25 protein-coding genes are annotated in these 23,747 nt (G+C 45.1%); 4 read left to right on the forward strand and 21 right to left on the reverse strand.

Going from position 1 to position 23,747, the window contains the following annotated elements; genetic code table 11:
* Window positions 1–418 precede the first annotated feature (418 nt).
* From DVO77_RS01665 to DVO77_RS01675, 3 genes are all read right to left on the reverse strand, one after another.
* Complete coding sequence (locus DVO77_RS01665; RefSeq protein WP_028764848.1) at window positions 419–625, reverse strand: cold-shock protein; 207 nt, start codon at window positions 623–625, stop codon at window positions 419–421.
* Window positions 626–928: 303 nt separating this feature from the next.
* Window positions 929–1,741 (reverse strand): 23S rRNA (guanine(745)-N(1))-methyltransferase, encoded by an 813-nt coding sequence (gene rlmA, locus DVO77_RS01670; RefSeq protein ID WP_119977029.1) that lies wholly within the window; start codon window positions 1,739–1,741, stop codon window positions 929–931.
* Between the two features lie 52 nt (window positions 1,742–1,793).
* The gene (locus tag DVO77_RS01675) at window positions 1,794–2,648 is read right to left on the reverse strand and encodes a hypothetical protein (RefSeq protein ID WP_119977030.1); all 855 of its coding nucleotides are present in this window, start codon (window positions 2,646–2,648) and stop codon (window positions 1,794–1,796) included.
* Window positions 2,649–2,813: 165 nt separating this feature from the next.
* On the opposite strand from DVO77_RS01675, the gene sbcB reads away from it, so the two are divergent.
* Window positions 2,814–4,226, forward strand: coding sequence for an exodeoxyribonuclease I (gene sbcB / locus DVO77_RS01680; RefSeq protein WP_110456681.1), 1,413 nt, complete (start codon window positions 2,814–2,816; stop codon window positions 4,224–4,226).
* Between the two features lie 95 nt (window positions 4,227–4,321).
* Window positions 4,322–5,215, forward strand: a complete 894-nt coding sequence (gene cdd / locus DVO77_RS01685; protein WP_110456682.1) for a cytidine deaminase — start codon at window positions 4,322–4,324, stop codon at window positions 5,213–5,215.
* Between the two features lie 106 nt (window positions 5,216–5,321).
* Here cdd and DVO77_RS01690 read toward each other — a convergent pair whose 3' ends face one another.
* The 4 genes from DVO77_RS01690 to DVO77_RS01705 all read right to left on the reverse strand — a co-directional run bounded on the left by DVO77_RS01690 (window position 5,322) and on the right by DVO77_RS01705 (window position 11,639).
* Window positions 5,322–6,197: an NAD(P)-dependent oxidoreductase gene (locus DVO77_RS01690; protein WP_119977031.1), complete on the reverse strand. Its 876-nt coding sequence runs from the start codon at window positions 6,195–6,197 to the stop codon at window positions 5,322–5,324.
* 270 nt (window positions 6,198–6,467) lie between these two features.
* Window positions 6,468–9,524, reverse strand: coding sequence for an AAA family ATPase (locus DVO77_RS01695; protein ID WP_119977032.1), 3,057 nt, complete (start codon window positions 9,522–9,524; stop codon window positions 6,468–6,470).
* Complete coding sequence (locus tag DVO77_RS01700; RefSeq protein WP_119977033.1) at window positions 9,521–10,666, reverse strand: exonuclease SbcCD subunit D; 1,146 nt, start codon at window positions 10,664–10,666, stop codon at window positions 9,521–9,523. The genes DVO77_RS01695 and DVO77_RS01700 overlap by 4 nt, the downstream gene beginning before the upstream one ends.
* Window positions 10,667–10,925: 259 nt before the next feature.
* Entirely contained in the window at window positions 10,926–11,639 is a 714-nt protein-coding gene (locus DVO77_RS01705) for a glutamine amidotransferase-related protein (RefSeq protein WP_119977034.1), read from the reverse strand.
* A 102-nt stretch (window positions 11,640–11,741) separates the two neighbouring features.
* Between DVO77_RS01705 and DVO77_RS01710 the strand changes: the two genes are divergently transcribed.
* Window positions 11,742–12,539 (forward strand): helix-turn-helix transcriptional regulator, encoded by a 798-nt coding sequence (locus DVO77_RS01710; RefSeq protein WP_110456687.1) that lies wholly within the window; start codon window positions 11,742–11,744, stop codon window positions 12,537–12,539.
* A gap of 37 nt (window positions 12,540–12,576) precedes the next feature.
* Here the strand turns inward: DVO77_RS01710 and DVO77_RS01715 are convergent, their stop codons facing one another.
* From DVO77_RS01715 to DVO77_RS01750, 8 genes are all read right to left on the reverse strand, one after another.
* A complete protein-coding gene (locus tag DVO77_RS01715; protein ID WP_110456688.1) occupies window positions 12,577–12,852 on the reverse strand; it encodes a hypothetical protein in 276 nt (91 codons plus the stop codon).
* A 276-nt stretch (window positions 12,853–13,128) separates the two neighbouring features.
* Entirely contained in the window at window positions 13,129–13,506 is a 378-nt protein-coding gene (locus tag DVO77_RS01720) for a VOC family protein (protein WP_119977035.1), read from the reverse strand.
* Between the two features lie 110 nt (window positions 13,507–13,616).
* Window positions 13,617–14,396 (reverse strand): TSUP family transporter, encoded by a 780-nt coding sequence (locus DVO77_RS01725; RefSeq protein ID WP_110456690.1) that lies wholly within the window; start codon window positions 14,394–14,396, stop codon window positions 13,617–13,619.
* Between the two features lie 208 nt (window positions 14,397–14,604).
* On the reverse strand, window positions 14,605–14,991 hold the full coding sequence (locus tag DVO77_RS01730; RefSeq protein WP_110456691.1) for a ribonuclease E inhibitor RraB: 387 nt from the start codon (window positions 14,989–14,991) through the stop codon (window positions 14,605–14,607).
* A gap of 25 nt (window positions 14,992–15,016) precedes the next feature.
* Window positions 15,017–15,250: an RNA-binding S4 domain-containing protein gene (locus DVO77_RS01735; RefSeq protein ID WP_110456692.1), complete on the reverse strand. Its 234-nt coding sequence runs from the start codon at window positions 15,248–15,250 to the stop codon at window positions 15,017–15,019.
* 58 nt (window positions 15,251–15,308) lie between these two features.
* A complete protein-coding gene (locus DVO77_RS01740) occupies window positions 15,309–15,845 on the reverse strand; it encodes a GNAT family N-acetyltransferase (protein WP_119977036.1) in 537 nt (178 codons plus the stop codon).
* 14 nt (window positions 15,846–15,859) lie between these two features.
* Complete coding sequence (locus DVO77_RS01745) at window positions 15,860–16,138, reverse strand: peptidylprolyl isomerase (protein ID WP_110456694.1); 279 nt, start codon at window positions 16,136–16,138, stop codon at window positions 15,860–15,862.
* 99 nt (window positions 16,139–16,237) lie between these two features.
* Window positions 16,238–18,064, reverse strand: a complete 1,827-nt coding sequence (locus tag DVO77_RS01750; protein ID WP_119977037.1) for a DUF885 domain-containing protein — start codon at window positions 18,062–18,064, stop codon at window positions 16,238–16,240.
* Between the two features lie 77 nt (window positions 18,065–18,141).
* Here DVO77_RS01750 and DVO77_RS01755 point away from each other — a divergent pair, with 77 nt between their 5' ends.
* Window positions 18,142–18,657 carry a diguanylate cyclase domain-containing protein gene (locus DVO77_RS01755; protein WP_119977038.1) on the forward strand — a complete coding sequence of 172 codons (516 nt, stop codon included), beginning with the start codon at window positions 18,142–18,144 and terminating at the stop codon, window positions 18,655–18,657.
* 62 nt (window positions 18,658–18,719) lie between these two features.
* Here the strand turns inward: DVO77_RS01755 and DVO77_RS01760 are convergent, their stop codons facing one another.
* The 6 genes from DVO77_RS01760 to DVO77_RS01785 are packed head-to-tail and all read right to left on the reverse strand — an operon-like array spanning window position 18,720 to window position 23,671.
* Complete coding sequence (locus DVO77_RS01760; protein WP_119977039.1) at window positions 18,720–19,967, reverse strand: tetratricopeptide repeat protein; 1,248 nt, start codon at window positions 19,965–19,967, stop codon at window positions 18,720–18,722.
* Window positions 19,968–19,969: 2 nt separating this feature from the next.
* Window positions 19,970–20,587 carry an energy transducer TonB gene (locus DVO77_RS01765; protein ID WP_110456698.1) on the reverse strand — a complete coding sequence of 206 codons (618 nt, stop codon included), beginning with the start codon at window positions 20,585–20,587 and terminating at the stop codon, window positions 19,970–19,972.
* Between the two features lies 1 nt (window position 20,588).
* Window positions 20,589–20,993 (reverse strand): ExbD/TolR family protein, encoded by a 405-nt coding sequence (locus DVO77_RS01770; RefSeq protein WP_110456699.1) that lies wholly within the window; start codon window positions 20,991–20,993, stop codon window positions 20,589–20,591.
* Between the two features lie 13 nt (window positions 20,994–21,006).
* On the reverse strand, window positions 21,007–21,534 hold the full coding sequence (locus tag DVO77_RS01775; protein WP_110456700.1) for a MotA/TolQ/ExbB proton channel family protein: 528 nt from the start codon (window positions 21,532–21,534) through the stop codon (window positions 21,007–21,009).
* Window positions 21,534–22,889 (reverse strand): MotA/TolQ/ExbB proton channel family protein, encoded by a 1,356-nt coding sequence (locus DVO77_RS01780; RefSeq protein WP_119977040.1) that lies wholly within the window; start codon window positions 22,887–22,889, stop codon window positions 21,534–21,536. Before DVO77_RS01780 ends, DVO77_RS01775 begins: the two co-directional genes overlap by 1 nt.
* Complete coding sequence (locus DVO77_RS01785) at window positions 22,889–23,671, reverse strand: DUF3450 domain-containing protein (protein ID WP_119977041.1); 783 nt, start codon at window positions 23,669–23,671, stop codon at window positions 22,889–22,891. Before DVO77_RS01785 ends, DVO77_RS01780 begins: the two co-directional genes overlap by 1 nt.
* Between the last annotated feature and the right edge of the window lie 76 nt (window positions 23,672–23,747).

A 23,747-nucleotide genomic window follows, 5' to 3' on the forward strand; every position in this document is an offset into this window, starting at 1 on the left:
GCTTACCCAGTAATCTATATGATTAACCCATTACATATTATTAAACGGCACATTATCAAGCTAGGAGCTTAGTGCTAGCCTTGTCGATGTCGGTTCGATGATTCAGATTGATTGAGTCGGTGGTCAATGCGTATCGTAATCAACAGCGACAATGGTATGGCGAACAATAGATTTAACTTCATTCAGTGAAGCAAGGGCTGAGCAGCATTAAAAGCTCAAAGGCAAACTAAGTAAATACTCAGTTATTATAAAAATGCGGCTTGCTCCGGTTGTTTATGTTTTATGAATATAAAAGTATAAAGCTAGTGGAGAGGATGGCTGATAGATGATGAAAAGGAAACCATTAGGCAAAAAAAGAGCCGCTATAAATAGCAGCTCTTACAATTCTGTTTAGTAGCTAATGCTACTAAAGGTCAGCTTAAAGAACAGTTACGTTCTCAGCTTGTGGACCTTTTTGACCTTGAGTCACAGTGAACTGTACTTTCTGACCTTCGTCAAGAGTTTTGAAACCGTCAGAGTTGATCGCACGGAAGTGTACGAAAACGTCTGGGCCAGACTCTTGCTCGATAAATCCAAAACCTTTGTCAGAGTTGAACCACTTAACAACGCCAGTAACTTGAGACATGATATAAATCCTGTAACTAAATAAAATAAAGCCTTAAACGGCAGTAGAGCTGGAAAATGCCGGTATTACTTATGTTAACAGGACGAACTGGTCGTATTGAACACATAAAGTTAAGCCCAACTTTCAAGCTGTAATCACTATAAATCATTCTGGCGGTATGTCAACAGTCAGTAGGCATACTAAATCTGGTTTTTTACTTTAATTTCTGTCAGTTGTTTGAAATCATGCCAAAGAATGAGTTCCAACAGAAAACCCATTTTTTTCGAACCAAAAAAATTAATAACTTAAACAATAGCTAACAATTTAACTAGCGCAAAAAACCTCAATTTTAAAATCAAGCTCACAATTAAAAGGCTGACTCATTAATGCCCGTTTTTGTTCATCCGTTAACTTCCAACTATATGGCGTCATGGTCAAAAAATGTTGAATATCGTCACTATCGCTTAACTGTAATCTCTGCTCTACCCGCTCACTATAGATATGGGTAAACCCCGCAATTTGGCTGATAATGTCTGGGTGTGGACGAGGATTATCATAAATTAACTCTTTAAGAGCAAAGTGATGTTGCGGTCCAGCCGACACCGTAATTAACGTGGCACCACTTTTAGCTACCCGCCTAAGCTCAGCATCCAGTGAAGGCGCATATATGCGGAGCATCAGATCAAAGCTCTCATCCTCAAAAGGCATCTCAAAACTACTGGCGACACAAAAATCGATATCGGGGTAACGTTTTGCCGCGTACTTTAACGCCGATTTAGAAATATCCACGCCATTTAAGGTAAATGCTCCACGCTGCGACATCACCTGGTGTAAGCGGTGTGAGTAATACCCCTCACCACAACCAATATCCAATCCTGATGTTGCCTGAGCAGCATATTCTGCCGCGAGCTGATTAACTCTATCGCTCATGGCTTGATAATAACCTTTATTCAGAAACTCGCGACGAGCGAACATCATCTCTTTGTTATCACCGGGATCTTTTGAGCGTTTTTTCTGTACGGGCAATAAATTGACATATCCCTCTTTAGCGCAATCGAATCTATGGTTATTCGAGCAACTCCAAGTCGTTTGCTTAAGGCTTAAAGGTTGCTGACAAATTGGGCAACGGTAGTTCATTGTGTTATGTCCAAAAGAAAAACTTAAAAATAAGATGTAAAACAGTCAAAAATCAAATAGGGATCACGTTTGTCATTAACGATAATGAATCGTCGTTATCATCAACTAATATTTGTTCGACCATGGCGTTGAGCTCTGGCGTTGCAAGCGACTGGTAAGATGCTAATTTACGCTGTAATAAGTCTGAATGTTCCACCTGATTAGCGGCGTAATGCCAATGAGTACGCTCAGCCGATTGCTGATAATGTCTGGCAATCAATTGCTGGCGGCGATGCAATTGCCTATCGAGACTGGCCACCATATCGATAATGGTACTTTGAGACTCAATTCCATTATCACAGGCAAAGCGGGTCAACTCTCTACGCACCATATCGAGCTCACTAAGCGCCAATAATAAACCTTGCACACTCGTTTCAAAATCAAACGGCTGGGCAAGAATCGTCTGTGCACGTGTTAAAGCGCTAGGGCCTCCAAATAAACGAAGATCTTTTTCGAGTTCGAGCAGCTGCCATTTGTTACCAGAGTCAGTCGCAAAACGAAATTGTGCCCCTTCTGGCTCAATGTAAATTATCAATCCTTGACGGAGTAAACTGATACATAACGAGAGTGAATAGCCTAGTCCCGTAAATAAGCGAACACCTTGACCAAGCCCACGCAGCAACGAAGGTGTTAAATATGGCGCGGGAGCATCATCGAACGGTGCTAGGTTAAGTTGCAATAAGGGATGCAGACGTGCGATTAATCCACTCGCTAATCCAGAATCATCAACCACAATAAATTCAGCAATATGGCCATCCATTGTCTGTAAAAGGCATTGCTCGCTCACATTTTCCTTTAGGGTTAACACCAGACGTGAAGCGGTCGAAATATGGATTAGCTGCGGTTGAGTAAATAACGATTCAAACATGACATTCCCTATAGATAGAGGATTATTGTACCTTCGATGAAACATTTCTGCTAATTCTAAAATGTCCTAAATTCAATCTGGTAGCGATAAATACTGGCTTACAATGGCACTAAACAGTGTGTCGATGCTATGATAGACAACAATATTCACTCTGTAGTTTTTTCTATGTCATCGACTCATTCCGCAACAATTTTTTGGCACGATTATGAAACATTTGGCGCTAATCCTGCGAAGGATAGGCCGTCACAATTTGCTGGGATCCGTACTGATTTAGATCTCAATATCATTTCAGAACCTGTTACCTTTTATTGTAAAGTCGCCAGTGATTATTTACCGTCTCCAGAAGCGATTTTGATCACAGGAATAACGCCGCAACTGGCTAACATGAAAGGAGTGCCTGAAGCCGAGTTTATGGCTAAAATACATGAGCTATTTTCGGTGCCCAACACCTGTGTCGCAGGTTACAACTCCATTAGATTCGATGACGAAGTCAGCCGTTATGGTTTTTATCGTAACTTTTTTGACCCCTACGCTAGGGAATGGCAACAAGGTAATTCTCGTTGGGACATTATCGATCTGGTCAGGGCCTGCTATGCACTGCGCCCTGAAGGCATCAATTGGCCAATAAAAGATGATGGCAGCCCCAGTTTTAAACTCGAACATCTTACACAAGCTAATAATCTCAGTCATGAAAAAGCACATGATGCGATGTCAGATGTATACGCTACCATTGCCATGGCTAAACTGATTAAACAGGCTCAACCTAAGCTATTTGAGTTTTACTTTGGGCTACGCAAAAAGGCTGAGGTGGCTAAACATATCGATGTACTCAATATGCAACCTTTACTGCATGTCAGCTCAAAAATCAGCGCGTTACATGGCTGCACTACTCTCATTGCGCCGGTTGCCCATCACAATACTAATAAAAACGCGATTATTTGTGTCAATTTGACCATGGATGTGACCCCCCTTATCGAGCTCGATGTTGAACAGATAAAACAACGTATGTATACGCCGCGCGCAGATTTAGCACCAGATGAACTTCCTATTGGATTAAAACAGGTTCACATCAATAAATGCCCGTTTATTGCGCCAGCAAAAACCCTGACCGATGACAATGCCCAGCGGTTAGATATAGATAAAATGTTTGCCAGAGAGCAATACAAACGTTTAAGGCAACATCCTGAGATCAGAGAAAAACTGGTAGCTGTTTTCGATACTGACCATGAAAACGAAATAACTGACCCCGATCTACAACTGTATAGCGGTGGTTTTTTCAGTAGCGCCGATAAGAATAAGATGGAGATCATTCGTCATACCCAGCCCCACAATCTGGCGGCGCTGGAGCTCAATTTTGATGATCCTCGCCTTAAAGAGATGCTCTTTCGCTATCGCGCACGCAACTACCCAGAGACGCTAGATGACTCTGAGCAATACCGCTGGCGTGAATTTTGTCAGCAGCGCCTCAATGATCCCGATTACATGATAAAACTGGAAACTCTGCTCAACGATACTGCAGGTGATGAAGAAAAGCAGAAATTACTTCAAGCCTTATGTCATTATCTTAGCAACCTATAGTTGACAAGCAGAGTAAATGCGACCCTGATCGCATTTACTCAGTAACTTAATTACTAAAATGATTTATCAATCGCCTAACCATTAAGGAAAAGCTCATGCAAGATAGATTTATTCACTGCATAGCTCAGCTACCGTCAACCTTGGCTGATAAGTTAGTGCCCCTCTTAAATGACGACTTTGCCGGTCATCTCGATGCACAACAAATTGCCGATTTAGTCAAAGCGACTCAACTACCCGTTAATGAACTGCTCTTAGCACTGTTGCCTGTGGCTGCGGCGCTTGCAAAACCGCCCATCAGTGAGTTTTATGTCGGCGCCATTGCCAAGGGTAAAAGCGGCGACATTTATATGGGGGGAAATATTGAACTGGATGGCGAAGCCCTTTTTCACAGTATACATGCCGAGCAAAGTGCCATTAGCCATGCTTGGTTAAGTGGCGAAAGCGTCATCGAAGATATCATAGTCAACGAGTCGCCTTGCGGGCATTGTCGCCAATTTATGAATGAATTAGTTGCGGGCCAGCACATCAAAATCCACCTACCTAATCAGGCCACTCAACCACTGTCACATTATTTACCTTACGCGTTTGGCCCTGGCGATCTTAATATTACTCAGCCATTGTTGTCTAAGCAGCAACATGAACTTGCGCTCGATAGTACCGATCCCATGGTGATTGAAGCCTTAGATCATGCGAGCTTAAGTTATGCACCATACACTGGCAGTTATGCCGCAGTAGTGCTCGAAACGCGTGATGGGCAAACCTTCTGTGGGCGTTATGCCGAAAACGCCGCCTTTAACCCGTCTATGCTACCGATGCAGATGGCCTTATCAGCCATGGTGCGTCACAACCGTGACTTTAGTGAGATAAAGCGGGCAGTATTGGTCGAGTCTGGTCAGGGAAAAATCTCCTTGGTTGGAGCCTCTATGGACGCCTTGCATGCTTCAGCGCCTGTGGAACTTGAACATATCGTGCTCGATCCAAGCCAATAAATACCTTTATTGCATAACAAAAAGGACTGCATTGCAGTCCTTTTTCTCTGGGCCCACCTAAGTGACATAACCGACTATGCCTGCAGAACACTGCGGCCTGAGACGACTATTTTCGGTGTCGCTCTAAACGCGATAATAAGCTAGAAGTATCCCAGCGCTCGCCACCACTGGCCTGTACATCACAATAAAATTGATCAACCAAGGCAGTTAGAGGCAGTTGCGAGCCATTGCGTCTGGCCTCATCTAATGCAATGCCCAAATCTTTACGCATCCAATCAACAGCAAAGCCTAAATTATACTCCCCTTGCCACATGGTCTGATAACGATTTTCCATTTGCCAAGATTGCGCCGCGCCTTTACTTATCACCTCAACCACTTTTTCGCCATCAAGTCCTGCACTTCGCGCAAAGTGAAGCCCTTCAGCAAGTCCTTGAACTACACCTGCAATGCAAATTTGGTTAACCATTTTAGTCAGTTGACCACTGCCCACCTCACCTAGCCGCTCCGCACAACGAGCATAGGCTTGCATCACTGGCTTAGCGGCATCGAATGTGGTTTGTGCACCGCCAACCATCACAGTCAATACGCCATTTTCAGCGCCCGCTTGACCACCAGAAACCGGCGCGTCGATAAAACCAACATCTTTAGCTGCTGCCGCCGTGCCAATCTCACGAGCAACGTCGGCAGAGGCTGTGGTATGGTCAACTAAGACGCTACTTGGCAGCATTGCCGCCAATGCTCCCTGCTCACCTAAGATCACCGCACGCAAATCATCATCATTACCAACACAAACAATGACAAAATCTTGTCCTTTAGCAGCATCGAATGGGGTTGCTTGGTACTGTCCACCGAACTCTGCAGCCCAAGCTAACGCCTTTGCTGTAGTGCGATTATACACTGTTACCTCATGCCCCTGTTTCACCAGATGCCCCGCCATTGGGTAACCCATGACGCCTAACCCTAAAAATGCGACCTTTGCCATTTGTAGTCCTATCTTTGTTATTGATGTATTTACCGTCGCAAAGACGGCTTAAATTGTGGGTACTGCACACAGTGTACCTTTAAAAAAGAGTCTTTAAAAAGAGATTGATACGCCTATGTAACCAGAAAAATTGCTACCAAACGATTCTCAATATGCATCATATTAGCCACTGTCGCAATGATGGCTGCGCAGTAATAGCAAGACGAAAACAAAGAAGTCTGTCAGATCTAGTCGGGACTAATATACTTGATCACCAATAACAAATTAAGACTAAGGTAAAATCACTTTAATAGTGCTACCCGTCGCCGTTTTAATGATATCGAGGCGGCTGCCAATCTGCTCTTTCATCTCGCTTACATGGGAGATCACCCCCACCATACGCCCTGCCGATTGCAGATCCATTAATGTTCTTATGGCAAGTTCGAGTGAATCTTGGTCCAAACTGCCAAAACCTTCATCAATAAACAGGGTATCGAGTTTAATGCCCCCCGCATACGCCTGCACCACATCCGATAATCCCAGTGCCATCGATAGTGCCGCCATAAAGCTTTCTCCGCCACTTAAGGTCGCCACCGAGCGTACTTTTGCGGTATAGGCATCTTCTACCTCAAGTTCGAGTCCCGAGGCTTTGTTACCTTTAGTCTTGTCTTCCTTGCGCAGCAAACGGTAACGCCCTTTACTCATCATTTGCAGTCGATGGCTGGCTTCAAGTAATACATCATCGAGTAGCACACTGAGCACAAAACGCTGCAAGCTTATCTTATTACCTGTGTTGCCATTGGCCACATCAGACAGTGTCCCGACCACGGCATACTGGGCTTCAAGCTGTTTCGATTGCGTGTCTAGGCTGTTGAGCTGCTCCGCGGTTTGTTCTAGTTGCCGCATACGGCCGCTCAGTTGTTGCCATTGATTAAGTACACTTTGCTGCTGCGCCTCAAGCTGTGTCTTACTGTCTGTGATTGCTGCAATATCAGGTGGTGTGCAGCCTGCTAGTTTGGTCTCTAATTGCGCGATATTGGCTTTGTTGGTGATACAGCGCTGCTCATATTGCTTGATCTGCTGCTCTAAAACAGCAATTTGCTCGTCCGTTAACATGGCAACTTGAAAGGCGGCTAAGGAGTCAAACTTAGAGGTTTGTAACTGTCGCTCAAACTCACTTACTGCCAGCAGATGCTGCTCATTCGCTCTTGCCAATGTCTCATTCGTCGATTGCAGTTGCGCCGCTGCGCTGGCGGATTGCCGCTCAGCTTTAGCATGTTGCTCACGCAAAGATGAAATCTGCAGCTTCAACTGCGCTGCAGTTTGCTCCAGCTTATCGATCTCTTGCTCGAGTGCCGTTAAGTCAACGAGTTCTTGCGGTATCGCGGCCTGTAACTGCTTAAGCTGACCTGCGCTTTCATTAAACTGTTTTTCCAGTTGACGATATTGTTCGCGCTCTTGCTCAAGCTGCTGATTAAGCAGCACCTCTTGTTGCTGTAAGGCCGTCAGGCGGCTGTCAATATCAACCAGTTGTTGCTGCGCTTTCGTCGCCGCTGCAAATTGTTGTTCAAGCTGCCCCAGCGTGGTTTCAAGGCCAGCTTGCGTAAGGCTGTCGATACCGGGTAGCTGCTCAGCTAATTCACGGTTTCTTTGCTCAACATCCTTTAATTTTTCTATTAGCTGACGATAGTCTGAGCGAGCATTGGTCAACGCTGTTAATGCGCTCTGCTCATTAGCTTGCGCCGCTTCGCGCTCCTCATCTGTAGGCACGACCTGCTCACTTTGTGCGGGCTGTGGATGCTCAAGACTGCCGCAAACGGGACACGCCTCGCCAGCAGATAACTGTGCCGCTAAGATGGCCGCTTGGCCCTGATGCCAGCGTAACGTCAACGTTTGATTGTGGATTTCGCACTGTTTGTGGTGCGCTTGTAGTTGCACCCCATGCTCTTTTGCGCTAACTAAGCGAGCATTGATTTGCTCCATCTCAGCGCTGCCGCGCAGCCACTGAGCATAAAACTGCAAATGATGTTTGGTATCGCTTATCTGTTGCTGCAACGTGAGCAACTGCTGGCTATGGGCTTTTAGCTCTGGCATTTGGGCCTGGGCTGCCAGCTTTTCATCATTTAACTGCGCCAGTTTTGCTTTTGTCTGCTTACCTAACTGTTCGGCATGAGTCATCTGCTGCTGGCTGTCACTCACATGGGCCTTCAGTTGCTCAAGCTGTTTAAGTTGCGGTAATAAGGTACGACGCTGCTGAAGCGTGGTTAATGTCTGTTGCTGCTGAGTTTCTAGTGCGGGGAGCGTCTCTATCGCAGCAAGACTTTGATTGAGCATAGCTTCACTTTGCTGCTGATGCGCCTGCGACTTCAATTGCTGCTCAGTAGCCTGGGTTAACTCAAGCTTGCGAGCCTCAACCGCCTGATAAACAGGTTGCAGCTGCTTGGCATTACGCGCGGCGAGTAACTGCTGTTGCTGCTGGTCGATCTGCGTTTTTTGCTCATCGAGTTGCCTAGCTAATAAGTTAAGCTGCTCTAGCGAGGAAAACTCAGCAGTTAACTGCTTAGCCTGCTCCAGTTGCTGACTCACCAGTTGAACTTGTTTATCTATCTTAGCCTTTTTTTCAGTCGCGCTGGCAAGCTCGGGAGCCAACGCCTTAAGCTCATCATTGAGCGCCGCATCGCTTTCAAGGTCAGCGCCTTGCAAAACACCGTCGCGGCGATTGCGCATCGCCTCGACCTCTTTTTTAATGCCTAAGGCATGCTGCTTGAGTTTGTCTTCAATCTTGCGATAAATATGAGTTTGAAACAGTTGGCTGAAGATTTTTTCACGCGCCTTAGAATCGGCCATCAGCAGCTCGCGAAACTTACCTTGTGGCAATACCATCACTTGACGAAATTGATCCACATCGAGTCCGGTTAATTGCTCTATCTGCGCTGTTGCTTCCGACACTTTAGCTGCCACCAACAGCACCTCAGTGCCATCGCGTTCAATACACGTAAGCTGAGCTTCAGGTTTTTGCACCGTATAACCATCACCACTTTTTTTGGCTCTAGGTTGCTCTGGTACACGGCGAATATGGTATTGCCGCTCACCGAGTTCAAAGGTAAAACTCACCTCTGTGAGGCGCTCATCATCGGCCATATCACAGCGCATTTGTGATCCTTCGCGCTCATCACCGGTGGTTTTACCATAAAGCGCAAAACAGATGGCATCTAAGATGGTGGTTTTACCCGCACCAGTAGGGCCATTGATTAAAAATAAAGGGTTTTTACCCAGCAATTTAAAATCAATCACTTGCTCAGTAGCAAAAGGGCCAAATGCCGCCATGGTCAAACTTAACGGTCTCATTGGCAGTCCTCCGCTTTATGCAAGCTGTCGAGAAGCTCGGCCATTAATTGCTGCTGCTCTTCGGACATCGGCTCACCGGCCACTTGACTAAAGAAATCGGTAAACATGGCTAACTCACCCTTTTTGATATGGTCGCTGCGAATGGCAAGCTGCTCGGTTTGGGCCATCAGCCCTGTTCGCTCAAGATGCAGCACATTGGGATACACCGTCCGTAGTTTGCCCATCGCATCTAAAATGGCGCTTTTATCGGATAAACGCACCATCAAATAATCGTCTCGCTGGGGATCGTTAACACCATCGGCTAATAACTGCGCCAGTTCACCTTCGATAATACGTACATCTCGAAGCGGTGTGAGTGGCAACAGCTCAATGTTGACCTCGCCTACCTCATCGAGTTCTACCAAGGTGACCGATTTATGTTGATGCTGTTCGCTGAAGGAATACTTCAAAATGGAGCCCGAATAGCGGATATAAGGTTGGCCCTTATATTGTGGGCCATGCAGATGCCCCAGTGCGGTATAACTAAAATCATTAAACAGCTGTGGGGCAATTTTATCGGCGCCGCCAATACTCAATGGGCGCTCTGAATCTGACTCACTGCCGCCATCTAAGAAGCAGTGGCTAATCACTACCTTTGGCAATCCTTGACTGTCATGCTCTGTGACCTGCTCAAGCAGTGTAGCCATCGCCTCTTCATGGCTAGACACATCACAATCGAGCACATGGCCCACCGTTGCTGGCTCAACATAGGGCAGCGGATAAAAGAGGGCATCACCACTTGCACTGGTAAGTTTAATCGGCCGAACTGTGTCACTTAGCGGCCCAATAATGTGTAAACCACTGCTCAGCATCTGCCGCGAAGCAAAGGCTAACCGCTCATGCCCGTCATGGTTGCCAGCAATTAAAATGGCCGGAATGCCCAGTTCATTGACCACCTGATTAAGCACATCATCGAGCAGCGCCACCGCATTCGCTGGCGGCACGGAGCGATCGTAAATATCACCCGCTACCACGATGGCATCAACTTGGTGCGCCTTGGCTAATTCGATAATTTGCGCTAACACATGGCGCTGATCGTCGAGCAAACTTTGATTATGTAGCTGACGACCGATATGCCAGTCCGAGGTGTGGATAAATTTCATCAGTTCTCGTTTAAAAATGAGGAGGATACGAACGTATCTAATGGTTGTTATAGTAAGAAATGCCGCAACAGATGGCAACGACCTTAGGTGCCTCCCGCAAATTAATCGCGCCCCTCAAGCCATAAGAAGCAGGTACACCAGTAGTTGAACCTAGTCGATAGCATAAGCGGCGCCACCTATTAGAAGTGGCGAATTAAATACCGCCGTCTAATACCTGCTATTGTTCACGTGAATCACACGACTACACGCCAAGCTGTCCTCAATGTGCTTTATATTTGAGAACTAACTTGTCTAAAAATTGAAACAACAATCGATTCATGGCGCGCGTGTCCGTAGCAGCCATGTCAACGGGATGCTGCACCCATTGCTCACCAAACATAGCGTCTTGCTCGAAAGCAGAGGCGATAAGTGCAGATATTGATGTTTGAGTAAACTCTAAGTGGCATTGAAAGCCATAGATGAGATCGCCATACTCAACAATCTGCCTCGGACAAGCTTGGCTGTAGGCAAGTACTTTAGAGGTCGGCAATAGACCGGGCATATCATTATGCCAATGGCCAACCACTTCTGTGAGTTGAAAGTATTCAAATAATGGCGAAGCTAACGCTGCATCAGTCATAGTGATCGGGAAGTAGCCGATCTCTCGTTGCGGGCTATGTTCAAACTTGGCTCCGAGAGCCTCACCAATTAACTGTGCTCCCAAACACACACCCACCAAAGCTTTGCCCTTAGCAATACATCTATTAATCAAGCTAATCTCCTGTTCTACATCAAAATAGGCGCACTCATCACGCCGAGTTAATGGAGACTGAGGGCCGCCTAAAATGACCAGCAGGTCAAAATCTATTACCGCAGGGAGCGATTCACCTAAATATAAGTGTGTCGAGGTTTGTTTAAAGCCGTTATCAGTAACCCACTGACTAAAAGCCGCTGGACCTTCGTAGGATTCATGAATAATAAAGTGAATATGCATCTAGTTACCTTGATGGTGAATATCAGTAAGGTATGATGCTATCTGAAAAACAGCTGTCTCAATTTACCTGTTAAGACATAAAACATCGATAAGTCGCCACATATGCCTGCAAATGAAAAAATAGCGCTATTTTCACACCATCAAATGGTAAGTAAAACCATCGACATGCAAGCCCATTATATTGACGATTGGCATACACACCCATGGCATCAAGTCATTTTTCCTGTCTCGGGCTTACTACAATCCACTATCGAGCAAAATACTGTTATTGTGCCTCACAATGCCATGTTGTACATACCGGCAAACACTCGTCATAAATCAGTGGCGGTCACCCAGACACAATTTTTAACCTTATACCTAAATCCCAACCACACCGTTAGCTTCAGCAGCACACTCAAATCGTGTTTTATCACGCCATTTTTGAAAAGCCTGATATTACTGTTAATCGACCATGCTCACTGCAACAACACAGAACAGATGCTGAGTAATCTACTTATTGTATTGCAAGATCAAATCACCATCGCTAACCCCTATGAAATCCCTCTGCTTATTCCTAGCGATAGAAGGTTAATGTCGATATTCATACAATTACAAAAACAGCCTGACTCAGCATTAACACTCACACAATGGGCAGAAAAAGTTGGTGCATCGGGTAGGACGTTGTCGCGGTTATGTAGCAAAGAGTTTGGCCAGTCATTTTCGTCATGGCGCCAACATATTAAACTGGTCCTCTCGTTACAATTATTAGAAAGCCCTTTATCAATACAAAGCATTGCCATCGAGTTGGGTTACCACTCTGACTCAGCCTTTATTCATGCTTTTAAAAGCATTTTCACTCAAACACCGAGTCAATATCGTAAATCTCATTTGTCCCATAGTGGCACAAATCTAAACTACTAATGGTGATGAGAGTAAGTAATCAATTTGTAGGACTTGCCTATAAAACCCCGCTTCGTATTAGCCCTCGCCTGACATTTTTACACAGTTTACCGAAACGGGAGATGTCACCAAGTCGCGGCGTATCACCATTGGCAATGGCGGTTTCCCAATAAGATAATTCACTATCAACCAACTCGAGTAATTTTTTAGGGCAACCGATACAACTCCCTTCTGGGCCGCAGACAAAATGAGCCGGCTCAGTTAAAGGCAACTCCTGTTTTACTTGTTCGATAAGCTGCAGCATCGCCGTCTTAGGATCGGGTTTTGATGGCATACGTCACCTACTTTTATCTTGGCAGTTGGTGCAACATTGAGTGGGATAATATTTTAAATCAATAAGATAAGTACAATAAAACAAGTGCAATCATAGATTACGTCACTGCCAAGGTGACTCGTAGTTCACCACGCCAAGCAGACCATTTAAAGCAGATATAGCTAAAAAGCCGAGTAAGAGGCAAATACATTGTTCGATTTACACTCGACGATTGAATTACGCGTCACTCCGCAAAAAACAGAATAACGCGTTATCAGCAGCTTATTATGTTGCCGGCTACATAAAATGAGTCGCACATATTTTATTGCCCGACGGATCGCGCAAATAGGCCAGATAAAGTCGCCTCTCTCCACTACCACGTACACCTGGCGGCTCTTCACAAGCGGTCCCACCGTTAGCCAAGCCAGCAGCATGCCACGCATGGACTTGTTCCAGAGTGCTGGCTTTAAAGCCGATGGTCATGCCATTACCATGGGTGGCGACTTCACCATTGATCGGTGCCGTGAGACCTAATACACCATCGGGTGTAAAATATAGGCAACGACCTTTTTCATCTATCACCCCTTCCGAGTACCCCAAAACGTGCACGATTGCATCGTAAAATACTTTTGATTGCGCGACATCGTTGGCCCCAAACATAACATGACTAAACATGGTGTATCCTTGTAAAAAATGAGTTTTGACTGTGCAATATTCCATGGTGATTGTCTAGCACTCAGTTTCAGTGTGCACGTTCGGCAGCTCAGACGATTAACCTAGAAACGTTAAAACCATGCAGTGAGATCGTACTGATCCGACAATAATTTTACGCTCATCGCGATCGACATGGTCACCACTAGCGGCTTAATAATTTTACTGCCTTTACTCATCACCATCCGCGAACCAAGCGTGGCTCCCAGCGCTTGACCAACAAGCATAAATGCGCCGAGTAACCACACCACTTTGCCACCGAGCGCAAAAAATATGAGCGAGGCGATATTGGTTGAGAAGTTAAGTACCTTAGCGTGAGCAGTCGCCTTTGCCAGCCCGAATCCTGCCAATGACACAAAGGCAAGTGCAAAGAAGCTGCCAGTCCCCGGCCCAAAAAACCCATCGTAAAAGCCCACACCTAGGGCCGCCGTAAAGCCAAACACCGTGGGGGTAAGTAGTTGTTGCTTGTCCTCTTCGCTTATCTTCTTCGAAAAGAGGAAATAGCCGCCAATGGTTAACATTAAAAATGGCAATACTAATTGCAATACTGAGGCATCGATCAACTGCACGGCAACCGTACCCAACGCTGAGCCGATAAACGCACAGCCAATAGACAGCTTCATTTGCGTTAAACTAACCATGCCTTTGCGGATAAAATACAGGCTGGCAAAAAAACTACCACCACACGCCTGCAACTTATTGGTCGCTAATGCTGCGGTTGGTGGTAGACCCGCCCACATCAGCGCCGGGATAGTCAATAGCCCGCCACCACCGGCGATTGCATCGATAAAGCCAGCCATCACTGCGACGGTAAAGAGAATGGCGATAAGCTCATAAGTTAATTCGAAAGACATAGTGACTGCTTTATAAATCAATGGAGTAGAATTGCGGCTATTAGACTTGGTTTGTATTAACAAGGCAAAGAAGTTTTCTCTTTTTTTGCATTGTTTTATGTAATCCAGCCTAAAATCAATGCGAGTAAGAACCAGCTAAACACAAGGTCTGTCTGTGAAATAGGCAATAAAAAGCCACTGTATACAGTGGCTTCAATCGTCGGTAGCATTAATGCTGACAGTTATCACTGCATTGGTGTTCATCGTCAGCAAATTCATCATCGCCTTCCTGATGCTGCATGACGCCCCAACCATCAGTGGCACCACCGAACTCGGCGGCAAAGGTATTGAGTTCGAGCTCTTGACTAACAATCGCATCGTACTCAGGCACCATGTTAATGCACACGATAAGCTCCCACTTACCGAGTTCATCGTTGAGGTGTAATTCCATTTCGCCCTCGAGTTCAGATTGAGCTAACTCTTCTGCTGCTGACTCAGCATCTCGCTGATCTTCAAACACAAGGAAAAAATCAACATCAAGCGCCTTGCTCAAATCAATACCGGACTCCGCCATTGCGGCCAGCATTTTGCCATTATCATCATCTGGAAATTGCATTATTAACTCCACTTACTTAAGGACGTTATTCGCCTGCGACAATCATTACGCTTTCGCCATTGAAGCTCACCACTTGCCCAGGTGAAACCTTCTTGCGCTTGCGAGTTTCCACTTCGCCATCGACAGTCACCATGCCTTCACTTATGACGAATTTAGCTTCGCCACCGCCGCCGGTCATCGACTGTACTTTTAATACTTTATAGAGCTCTATAAACTCTTCGCCTGGCAATAATGCTAGGGTTTGTGATGCTGTGGTCACACTTTATACCTTTTTCAAAAAAATCGGCGCGATTATAACACTTGTGCATGATGACACGCTACAGTGGACGCTCTGAAGCCAGTAAACCGTAATAACAGTCATCCACCCAAAGATCGTCAAGCTTGTAGTTATGGCGCAAAATGCCTTCAAGTTGAAAAGCACATTTCTCTAATACTCGGGCAGAAGCACGGTTGTCCTTAACGCAAACCCCAATAAACTTATGAATTTGATACTGTAAACACCCCCAGTCAATCACGGCATTGAGGCTTTCGGTTGCATAACCTTTACCATGACTACCTGGGCTGAGCATATAACCAACTTCGGCGTGGGCAAGTGTGACATTACTGGCGTGAAGACCGGTAAATCCCACGATTTGCCCCGTGGTTAACTCCTCAATAGTCAAGGTTAACCAATCACCCGATTCAAATACCCAAGGTGTTAGCCGCGCAGCAAATTTTTCGGCTATAACCTCAGCACTATCCGGTCGGCGAACAAATTGGTTCACACTCGGATCTTGGTGGATTGACAAGTAAACTTGCCAATCCTCACGTTGCAGCGACCTAATCTTTAACCTGTTGGTATATAGCTCAAACATCGTGTTGCCTCAATTTAGCCGCGGCTGGTCACTTCAAGTAAGTGATAACCAAACTGGGTCTTAACTGGACCTTGAACTTCATTTAATGGCGCACTAAATACCACTTCGTCAAATTCACGCACCATCATGCCTGGGCCGAACGAACCTAAATCACCACCTTGAGCGCCAGATGGGCAAGATGAATGAGCTTTAGCGACATCAGCAAAATCGGTGCCGTCCAAAATTTGCTGCTTTAATTGCTCGCATTGTGCTTCGCTGCTGACTAATAAATGACGCGCAGTTGCTTGTACCATGTATCGCTCCTAAAAGTGTGTCAAAAGTAAGTAAAATAAAACCCAGCAAGTATAAAACATTTGCTGGGCTTAATGAACGATGATGTTCAGCAGAGAGGATTATGCCTTGCTCGCGGCGACCCAGTGGTGAATTTTTTGTTCCATCACAGCCATTGGCAGTGAACCGGAGGTCAAAATTTGATCATGAAACGCTTTTAAATCAAATTTATCACCTAAAGCTTGTTCAGCCTCTGCGCGCAAAGCCAAAATTTTCAATTGGCCCACTTTGTATGATAAAGCCTGTCCTGGAATAGCCATGTAGCGTTCGACCTCAGCAATAATATCTGACTCCGCCATTGGCGAATTGTCTTTCATATACTCAATCGCCTGCTCGCGGCTCCACCCTTTAGCGTGCAGGCCAGTATCGACCACTAAGCGCATAGCGCGTAGCATCTCGTCTGATAACTTACCAAAGTATTGGTAAGGATCATTAAACATGCCCATCTCGATGCCTAAGTATTCAGCATAGAGTGCCCAGCCCTCTTCAAATGCGGTGTAGCCGCCAAAGCGTTGGAACTGAGGAATATCGCTAAGCTCCTGTTTAATAGCAATTTGAAAGTGATGTCCAGGAGCAGCCTCATGTAGCGAGAGAGTGGTCATGCCCCACTTCGGCTGGGCTTTTAAATTAAAGGTGTTGATATAAAATACCCCAGGACGCGAGCCATCAACGGCAGGAGCATCATAGGAGGCACCGGCAGCAGACTGCTCACGAAAATGCTCTACAGGTTTAACAATGTAATCCGCTTTGGGCATCACATTGAAGTAGTTGGGTAGCTCGAGATTAATTTTATCTTTCAGCGCCATATAACCATCGATAAGCCCCTGACGGTCATTGAAAAAATATTGTGGCTCAGATGACAGTGACGCAAAAAAGGCGTTTAAATCACCTTCAAAACCCACTTGCTGACGTACTTTATCCATTTCAGACAAGATACGGGCAACTTCAGATAGACCAACCTGATGAATTTCATCAACCGACATGGTGGTAGTGGTATGTGAGTTGGCTAAGTGTTGATACCAGACCTTTCCATTAGGGAGTGCCCACCAACCATCACTGCCGCGGGCCATAGGCAGATAAGTGTGCTGAAAGTAGTCTGTGAGCTGGCTCAGTGCAGGTAGTAACTGCTCATCAATAAATTGGGTATATTGCTGCGTCAGCTGTGCTTTTTCTTGTGCTGTAAATGAAGCCGGCAATTGCGTAATGGGCGCGTAAAATAGGCTTTGCTGCGGCTGGCTGACCAACTGCGCTTGCAGTTGCGGAATAATGCGCTCCACCAAGACTCGGGGCAACACCACTTTACTGGCAATGCCTTCATCCATCCGAGTTTGTGCCAATTTAGTCCACTCAACGAACCCAGCTAAACGTGATAACCAATTAGTATAGTCTTGCACAGTATTGAACGGTTGGGCACTTTCTCCGCTGCCTAATTGCACCATGCTGATCACTGTGCTGTAAAACTGATTCATGGGCATGAAATGCTCAGGAAAGGTTTCAGAAACAAGTGCTACGTTTCTGTCATAAGAAAACATGTCATAGCTCAGTTGCAACGCTGGCGACAAGGCATCTCGGTCAATGGCTTTGACCTGCTTTAAGTAGCGAGTGTTTAACTCATGGCGCTGTTTTAAATAGGTTTCAGTCAATGCGCTGCCAAACTGGTCGTTATAATCATTAACTCCCACAAAAGTCGCATAAATCGGCTCAAGCTTTAGGCTATCCTTAAAATAGTTATCAGCCAGAGCCAAATACGCTTGTTCAGCAGTTTGCACCGTAGTACTGGCGACACTAGGATCAGCAGTAACAGTGGCCTGCGACCCCGTCTGAGCGTCTGAGCAACCACCGAGAATAATACTCGCGGCGATGGTCGTTGCGACAATGGTTTTCTTCATTTTTGCTTTCCTTCATATTCTGTGCAATTGCTAGTTATTTTCTATACTTGTCAATAGATTAATCTAAGGAGCTGGCAATGATCTACTCATTTAATCATTCTGGATTTAGGGATCCCGAAACGGGTGTCTATAACCAAACCTACTTTATGGAGATATTTAATCGCGAATGGCATCGCCATATCAGGGAGCGTCAAACATTAGCCTTATTGTATCTATGCCCGCAGATTGATGAAACCGACAAACAAGCTCACTTATTAGAATTACTCATAGGCCAAGTGCAACAGGCACTGATGCGCACTAGCGACTTAATCGCTCGGATGAATCAGGACAACTTTGCCGTAGGCCTATTCAATATTGATACACAAGGTACTTATACTGTGATTGAACGTATCGAGCAAAAAATCGCTCATTTCAATCATGATCATCAACGTAAACATACTCATAAAATAGATTACCAATTAGCCGCATCTGTGTGTCAGCCTGTCGCCACACTGCATATTCAACAACTATTCGACGATGTGCGTAGCCTGTCTCAACAATTAGAGCAACAAAAAAGCCAGCACGCTGTGGTACATCAGCTTAAAGTGCAATAGTTTATCCATTTTATTTACCGCATAAAAAAAGCCCCATAAAGGGGCTTTTTAGGCTCAACAAGTTAAAGTGCAACGTTATAAATACGTGCCTTTTCTTTAATGTAAGCAAGGTAGCTGTTAGCTGTACGTTTAGTTTTCTCGTCTTTAGCAGCTTTTAAGCATGCGTTATACGCGGCTTTATACTGCTTAGTGCCAAGATAGGCTAATGCCAATTCAAACTCAACCTCACCTTCACTCACATCACCAGCTGCTAGCGCCTTTTTGAGTACAGGAATTGCTTGCTTGTACTCTTCTTGTAATGTCAATAAACGTGCCTGTTTCAGGAATAACTTACCATCATTGTTGATGACAGCGGCTTTACCATAATAGGTGGCAGCCTTATCAAGCTCTTTCGCATTATGATAAAAGCCAGCCAAAATTGAGAGCGTTTTCTCATCCTCTTCAATCAAACCGCTTTTTAAATGCTTTTCGTAGATTTTTGCCGCATTGTAAGGTGAACCATTTTGCGCAAGTAGCTGCGCTAAACGGGTGATATTACCAGCGGTTTCTAAAAATCCATTCTTATAAGCCAGATCATAAGTCGCCAACGATTTAGTGTAGTCTTCAGTTATCAGATAAAACTGTGCTAACTGTACCCATAGACGGCCATCTTGTTGGAACAATGGCACCATGGTCTCGAGTACTTTAACGGCATTTTTATAATCTTTCTTGTTGAAGTAAGCCGTCAGTTTCATCTGATATAAGCCTTTATCTGGCTTATCACTGATAGAAAGACCTTTATCAACGACCTGTAGTACTTTATCCCACTCTTTAAGTTCAGAGTAAGCAATACCTATACGGCGATACACTTGTGCATCTTCCTTACAGGTAAACTCCATCCACTTGTAATATTGCGGAATAGACTCTTTGAACTTCTTCTCTTGGATTAACAAGTCCGCGTACAAACGCAGCGTTGCACCATGATCAGTACCACCAAGAATGTCAGCATCTACGGCCGTTTTAAGGTATTTAATCGCAGTAGCCATCTGATTTTTTTCGGCATAAAAGTTACCCAACATGCGGGCAATATAGGCCTTATCAAAATCATCGCGTGGATTGGCTTCAAGCAATACTGCAATCGCTTCGTCAATGTTGCCTTCTTGATAAGCTTCAAAAGACTTCTGCACTTTTTTAGCAGAGTTTTGACCGACAGCCTTAGACTGACGCTTTTCAATGGGACACTTTTCCGCAGCATTTACAGTTGGCACTACAGCAAGACTACCACCGATAGCAAACAATAGTGCAGTTGCAAGCGTATTCACTTTTTGCATCTCTATTTGCCTCCATCGAGTTTAAAGTCAAGTTGAACCGTCATACCAGGCTGTTTAAGGGCTTTACCGTCAACAATCTTTGGCTTGTATTTCCACTTTCTGAGTGCGCGCTTAGCTTCTCTATCGAAAATACGTTTTGGGTCTGCATCGATCACTTCGATATCGTCAACACCGCCCAGTTCATTAATAGTAAAGCTAAGTTGTACCCAACCTTCTTTACCATCACGAGCAGCAGCGATAGGATATTGTGGTTCGATACGCACAATTGGCGTCGCATCACCATCACGAGTCATCATATTACCAAGCTTAAAGCCTGTGCTCGCAGAACCTGCCACTACACCACTCATGTTAAACGACATATTAGTGTCGATATCAGATGAGCTATCTGGTGGTGGGGTATCAGGCAAAGGTGGCTGCTCAGGCGGTGTAGGTGGCTTAGGTTTTACCCTAGGCTTATCCTGCACTTTTGTATCCTGTTTATCCATACTGATCTCAATCACTGGAGATTCAGTTGCGGTGTCGGCGCGTTTAGCGCCGCCACCGACCAAGAAGGCCATGAATACAAACAGGGCAAAAGTAACAGCACCACCAATTAATAATGATACTATTGCTCTGAGCATATTAATCTTTCCCCGCTGATACCGAAATCTTGTCGATACCGGCTTTCTTCACGTTGTCCATGACCTTGATAACTAGGCCATGCTCAGCTTCTTTATCTGCTTCAATCAACACAGCCGCTTCTGGTGACTCAGCTAACATACGTTCTACGTTAGCTGTTACACGCTCGATGTCAACCTGACGGTTTTCCATCTTAATCACGCCTGTCTTGCTGACACCAATAAAGATGTTTGCAGACTTCTGAGTCGTCGCTTGAGAAGCTTCAGGTTTATTGTAGTCAAGACCTGAGGGCTTAATAAACGACGTTGTTACGATAAAGAAGATCAGCATGATAAACACGATGTCTAGCATCGGTGTCATATCAATCTGTGCTTCTTCTTCTATACTTGAATGCTTTTTACGTGCCATGTTCAATCTCTCTCTAGTGGTGTGGCAGGCTGTCTTTTAGCTTTTCCATACTGATCTTCATTTTTGCATCAAGGCGAGTACTAAAAAATACTCCCGATAACGCAGCGACCATTCCCGCCATTGTCGGCATGGTTGCCATTGAAATACCAGCTGCCATCATACGAGCATTACTCGTCCCATGAACTGCCATCACATCGAATACCTGTATCATACCGGTTACGGTACCCAGTAGACCTATCATCGGACAGATAGCTACTAAGGTTTTGATAATCAGCATACGAGCATTCATATCTTGTTTCGCTTGGGATACCCAAGCTTCACGGATACGGTGTGCATGCCAAGAGGTAGAGTCCTCTCTGTTATTCCATGCGGTGATAATGTTGTTATGTTCTTTTGGCGCAATCAAATTGAGATACCAAAAACGCTCAAGCATTAACACCCACATTAGAAATAGCACTGCCGCAACCAACCAGAGGACGTCGCCTCCGGAGGCCATGAAGCCCCTGACGGAATCCCAGATGTCCATCAGGTATAGCATCATTAGGCGTTCCTCTTCTCAGCGTGCTCGGCTACGATACCTGCACTTTGCTCTTCAAGTACTTGAACAACTGACTTGCTACGTGCAATAACAATGGCATGCATAAGCATTAGTGGTAATGCCGCAACTAGACCCTGTACTGTCGTCATCAGTGCCATAGAGATACCACCCGCCATAAGCTTAGGATCGCCCGTACCAAATAACTGAATGCTTTGGAACGTTGCAATCATACCGGTCACAGTACCAAGTAGACCCATCATAGGCGCAATAGCTGCAAGGACCTTAATGATAGAGATACGAGTTTCAAGCGCTGGCGTCTCTTTCAGGATGGCTTCGTCAAGTTTAAGCTCTAAGGTTTCAACATCGACATCTTTATTGTCATGGTAAGCCTTTAACACACGACCAAGTGGGTTGTTACCAGGGTTATCGATGTTTTTACGCTGAGCATTAACTTTCGCACCAACAATATAAAGCGTCACTAAGCGTTCGATTGAAATGATCGCACCAAGTACCAATAGCGCAATAATGATATAACCAATCGTACCACCCGCTTCAATGCGCTCTTCTAACGTCGCTTTCTGTGTGAATACGTTTAATAGGACACCGCGCGCAGGGTCAACAAACAGCTTGTGTACGCCTGATGTTTGACCTTCAAAGTTTTTAACGCTAGCAACTTGCTCACCACCAGGCTGTTGAGATAACTGCTGGATAAGATGCAGTTCAGGGTTATATACAACATATTGGCCATCGGCTAATAGGTTATATGCACCGACACGAATCACTTTAGTGTTGCTAACATTACCGTCAATACCAGTAACGTCTGCATTAAATGCAACCACTTTACCTGACTCAGCCATTTCAAACAGCTGTGCTTCCCAGAACTTCTCTAATTCTTCAATTTTGGGTAGTTCTTTACGAGCACCTAATTCAGAGATAAATGCGTCACGACCAGGAAACTGAGCGCTTACATTTGAAGATATTAATTTGCCTGCGAAATCACCGGCCTCACCTTTAACGACACCGAACATTTCACCCAAGTCACCTTGAGCAATTTTGCGGTCTTCTTCTAACTGAGCAATTTTACGCTCGTTATCAGCAAACGCTTGAGCGAGATCTTTGCCACGTTGCTCTTCAGCGGCTAACGCTGCTTTTTCACGCTTAAGTAGTGCAGCTTTATCGCCACGTTCAGCTTGAAATTCAGCTTCACGCTTCTTATTGACTTGAGCCGCATTAGCACGATCACTTTGAACTTGCTTTAACAATTGATCGATAGTCTTAGGTGCATCAGCGGCACTGACCATTCCCGCTGTTAGAGATAGCGTTGCAGCAACGATTGCTGTAGAGATTAACTTTTTCATTATTGTGCAGCCTCCGCAGCTGGGATTGGTAACGCGAACATATCAGGAGCACCTTGGCCACGAGCCTGGCGAATAGCTTTAGTTATGTTACGCAGATAGCCATCTTCTAGCTTATCCCATGCTTTTGTCTCTGGATTGAACATCCATGCAGACTTTTGATCTAGGCTTTGAGCGTAATAGCCGACACGGCCGAAGTTGATAAAATCAACCAAGATCTCTTTGCTATCAAGCTGCAACTTACCCGTTTCAACATTCAATTTTGAACCATATTCGCGTTCGATATTGTATGCATCGAGAATAAGACGATATTTTTCAGCAAGTGTTACGTTTGCAGTATTAAGTGTTTCACGCAGGCGCTCGATACGAGCTTCACGTACTTCTTTATTAAATGGCAGATCTAAAGCGACAAACTGCTCTAACGCATCCACCATTTTAAACATTAATGGCACAACACCTTGACGTAATTTATCAACACCATTGATGTCTTCTTGGATAAGTTTCATCGTCGCTTCTTGGTCTGCAACCAATCCAGCAACGTAGTCGTTATATGATTTTGTTGATTCACGCGTATCAGCGACTTGGCCATATTCAAATGCCATGTCTTGTGCTTGATCGTAGAATTTATCAACTTTCTTTTGCGATGCAGCCGCATCTGAATGAATTCTCGCATCCGCTTTCTGTACATCAGAAAGTGGATCGGCAACCACTAAGTTACTGCCTGCTAAGGCCAGCGCGCCTACGAGCGCTGTAGCGATTTTAGTTCTATTGCTTACCTTGGACATAGTTCCCAACCAATTTGAAGTGAAAATAAAAAGTTTAACTTTGTAGCAACATGGGTTTCTGCTTATCTTGCTAGAA

This window comes from Shewanella algidipiscicola (assembly GCF_003605125.1).
GTDB lineage: Bacteria > Pseudomonadota > Gammaproteobacteria > Enterobacterales > Shewanellaceae > Shewanella > Shewanella algidipiscicola.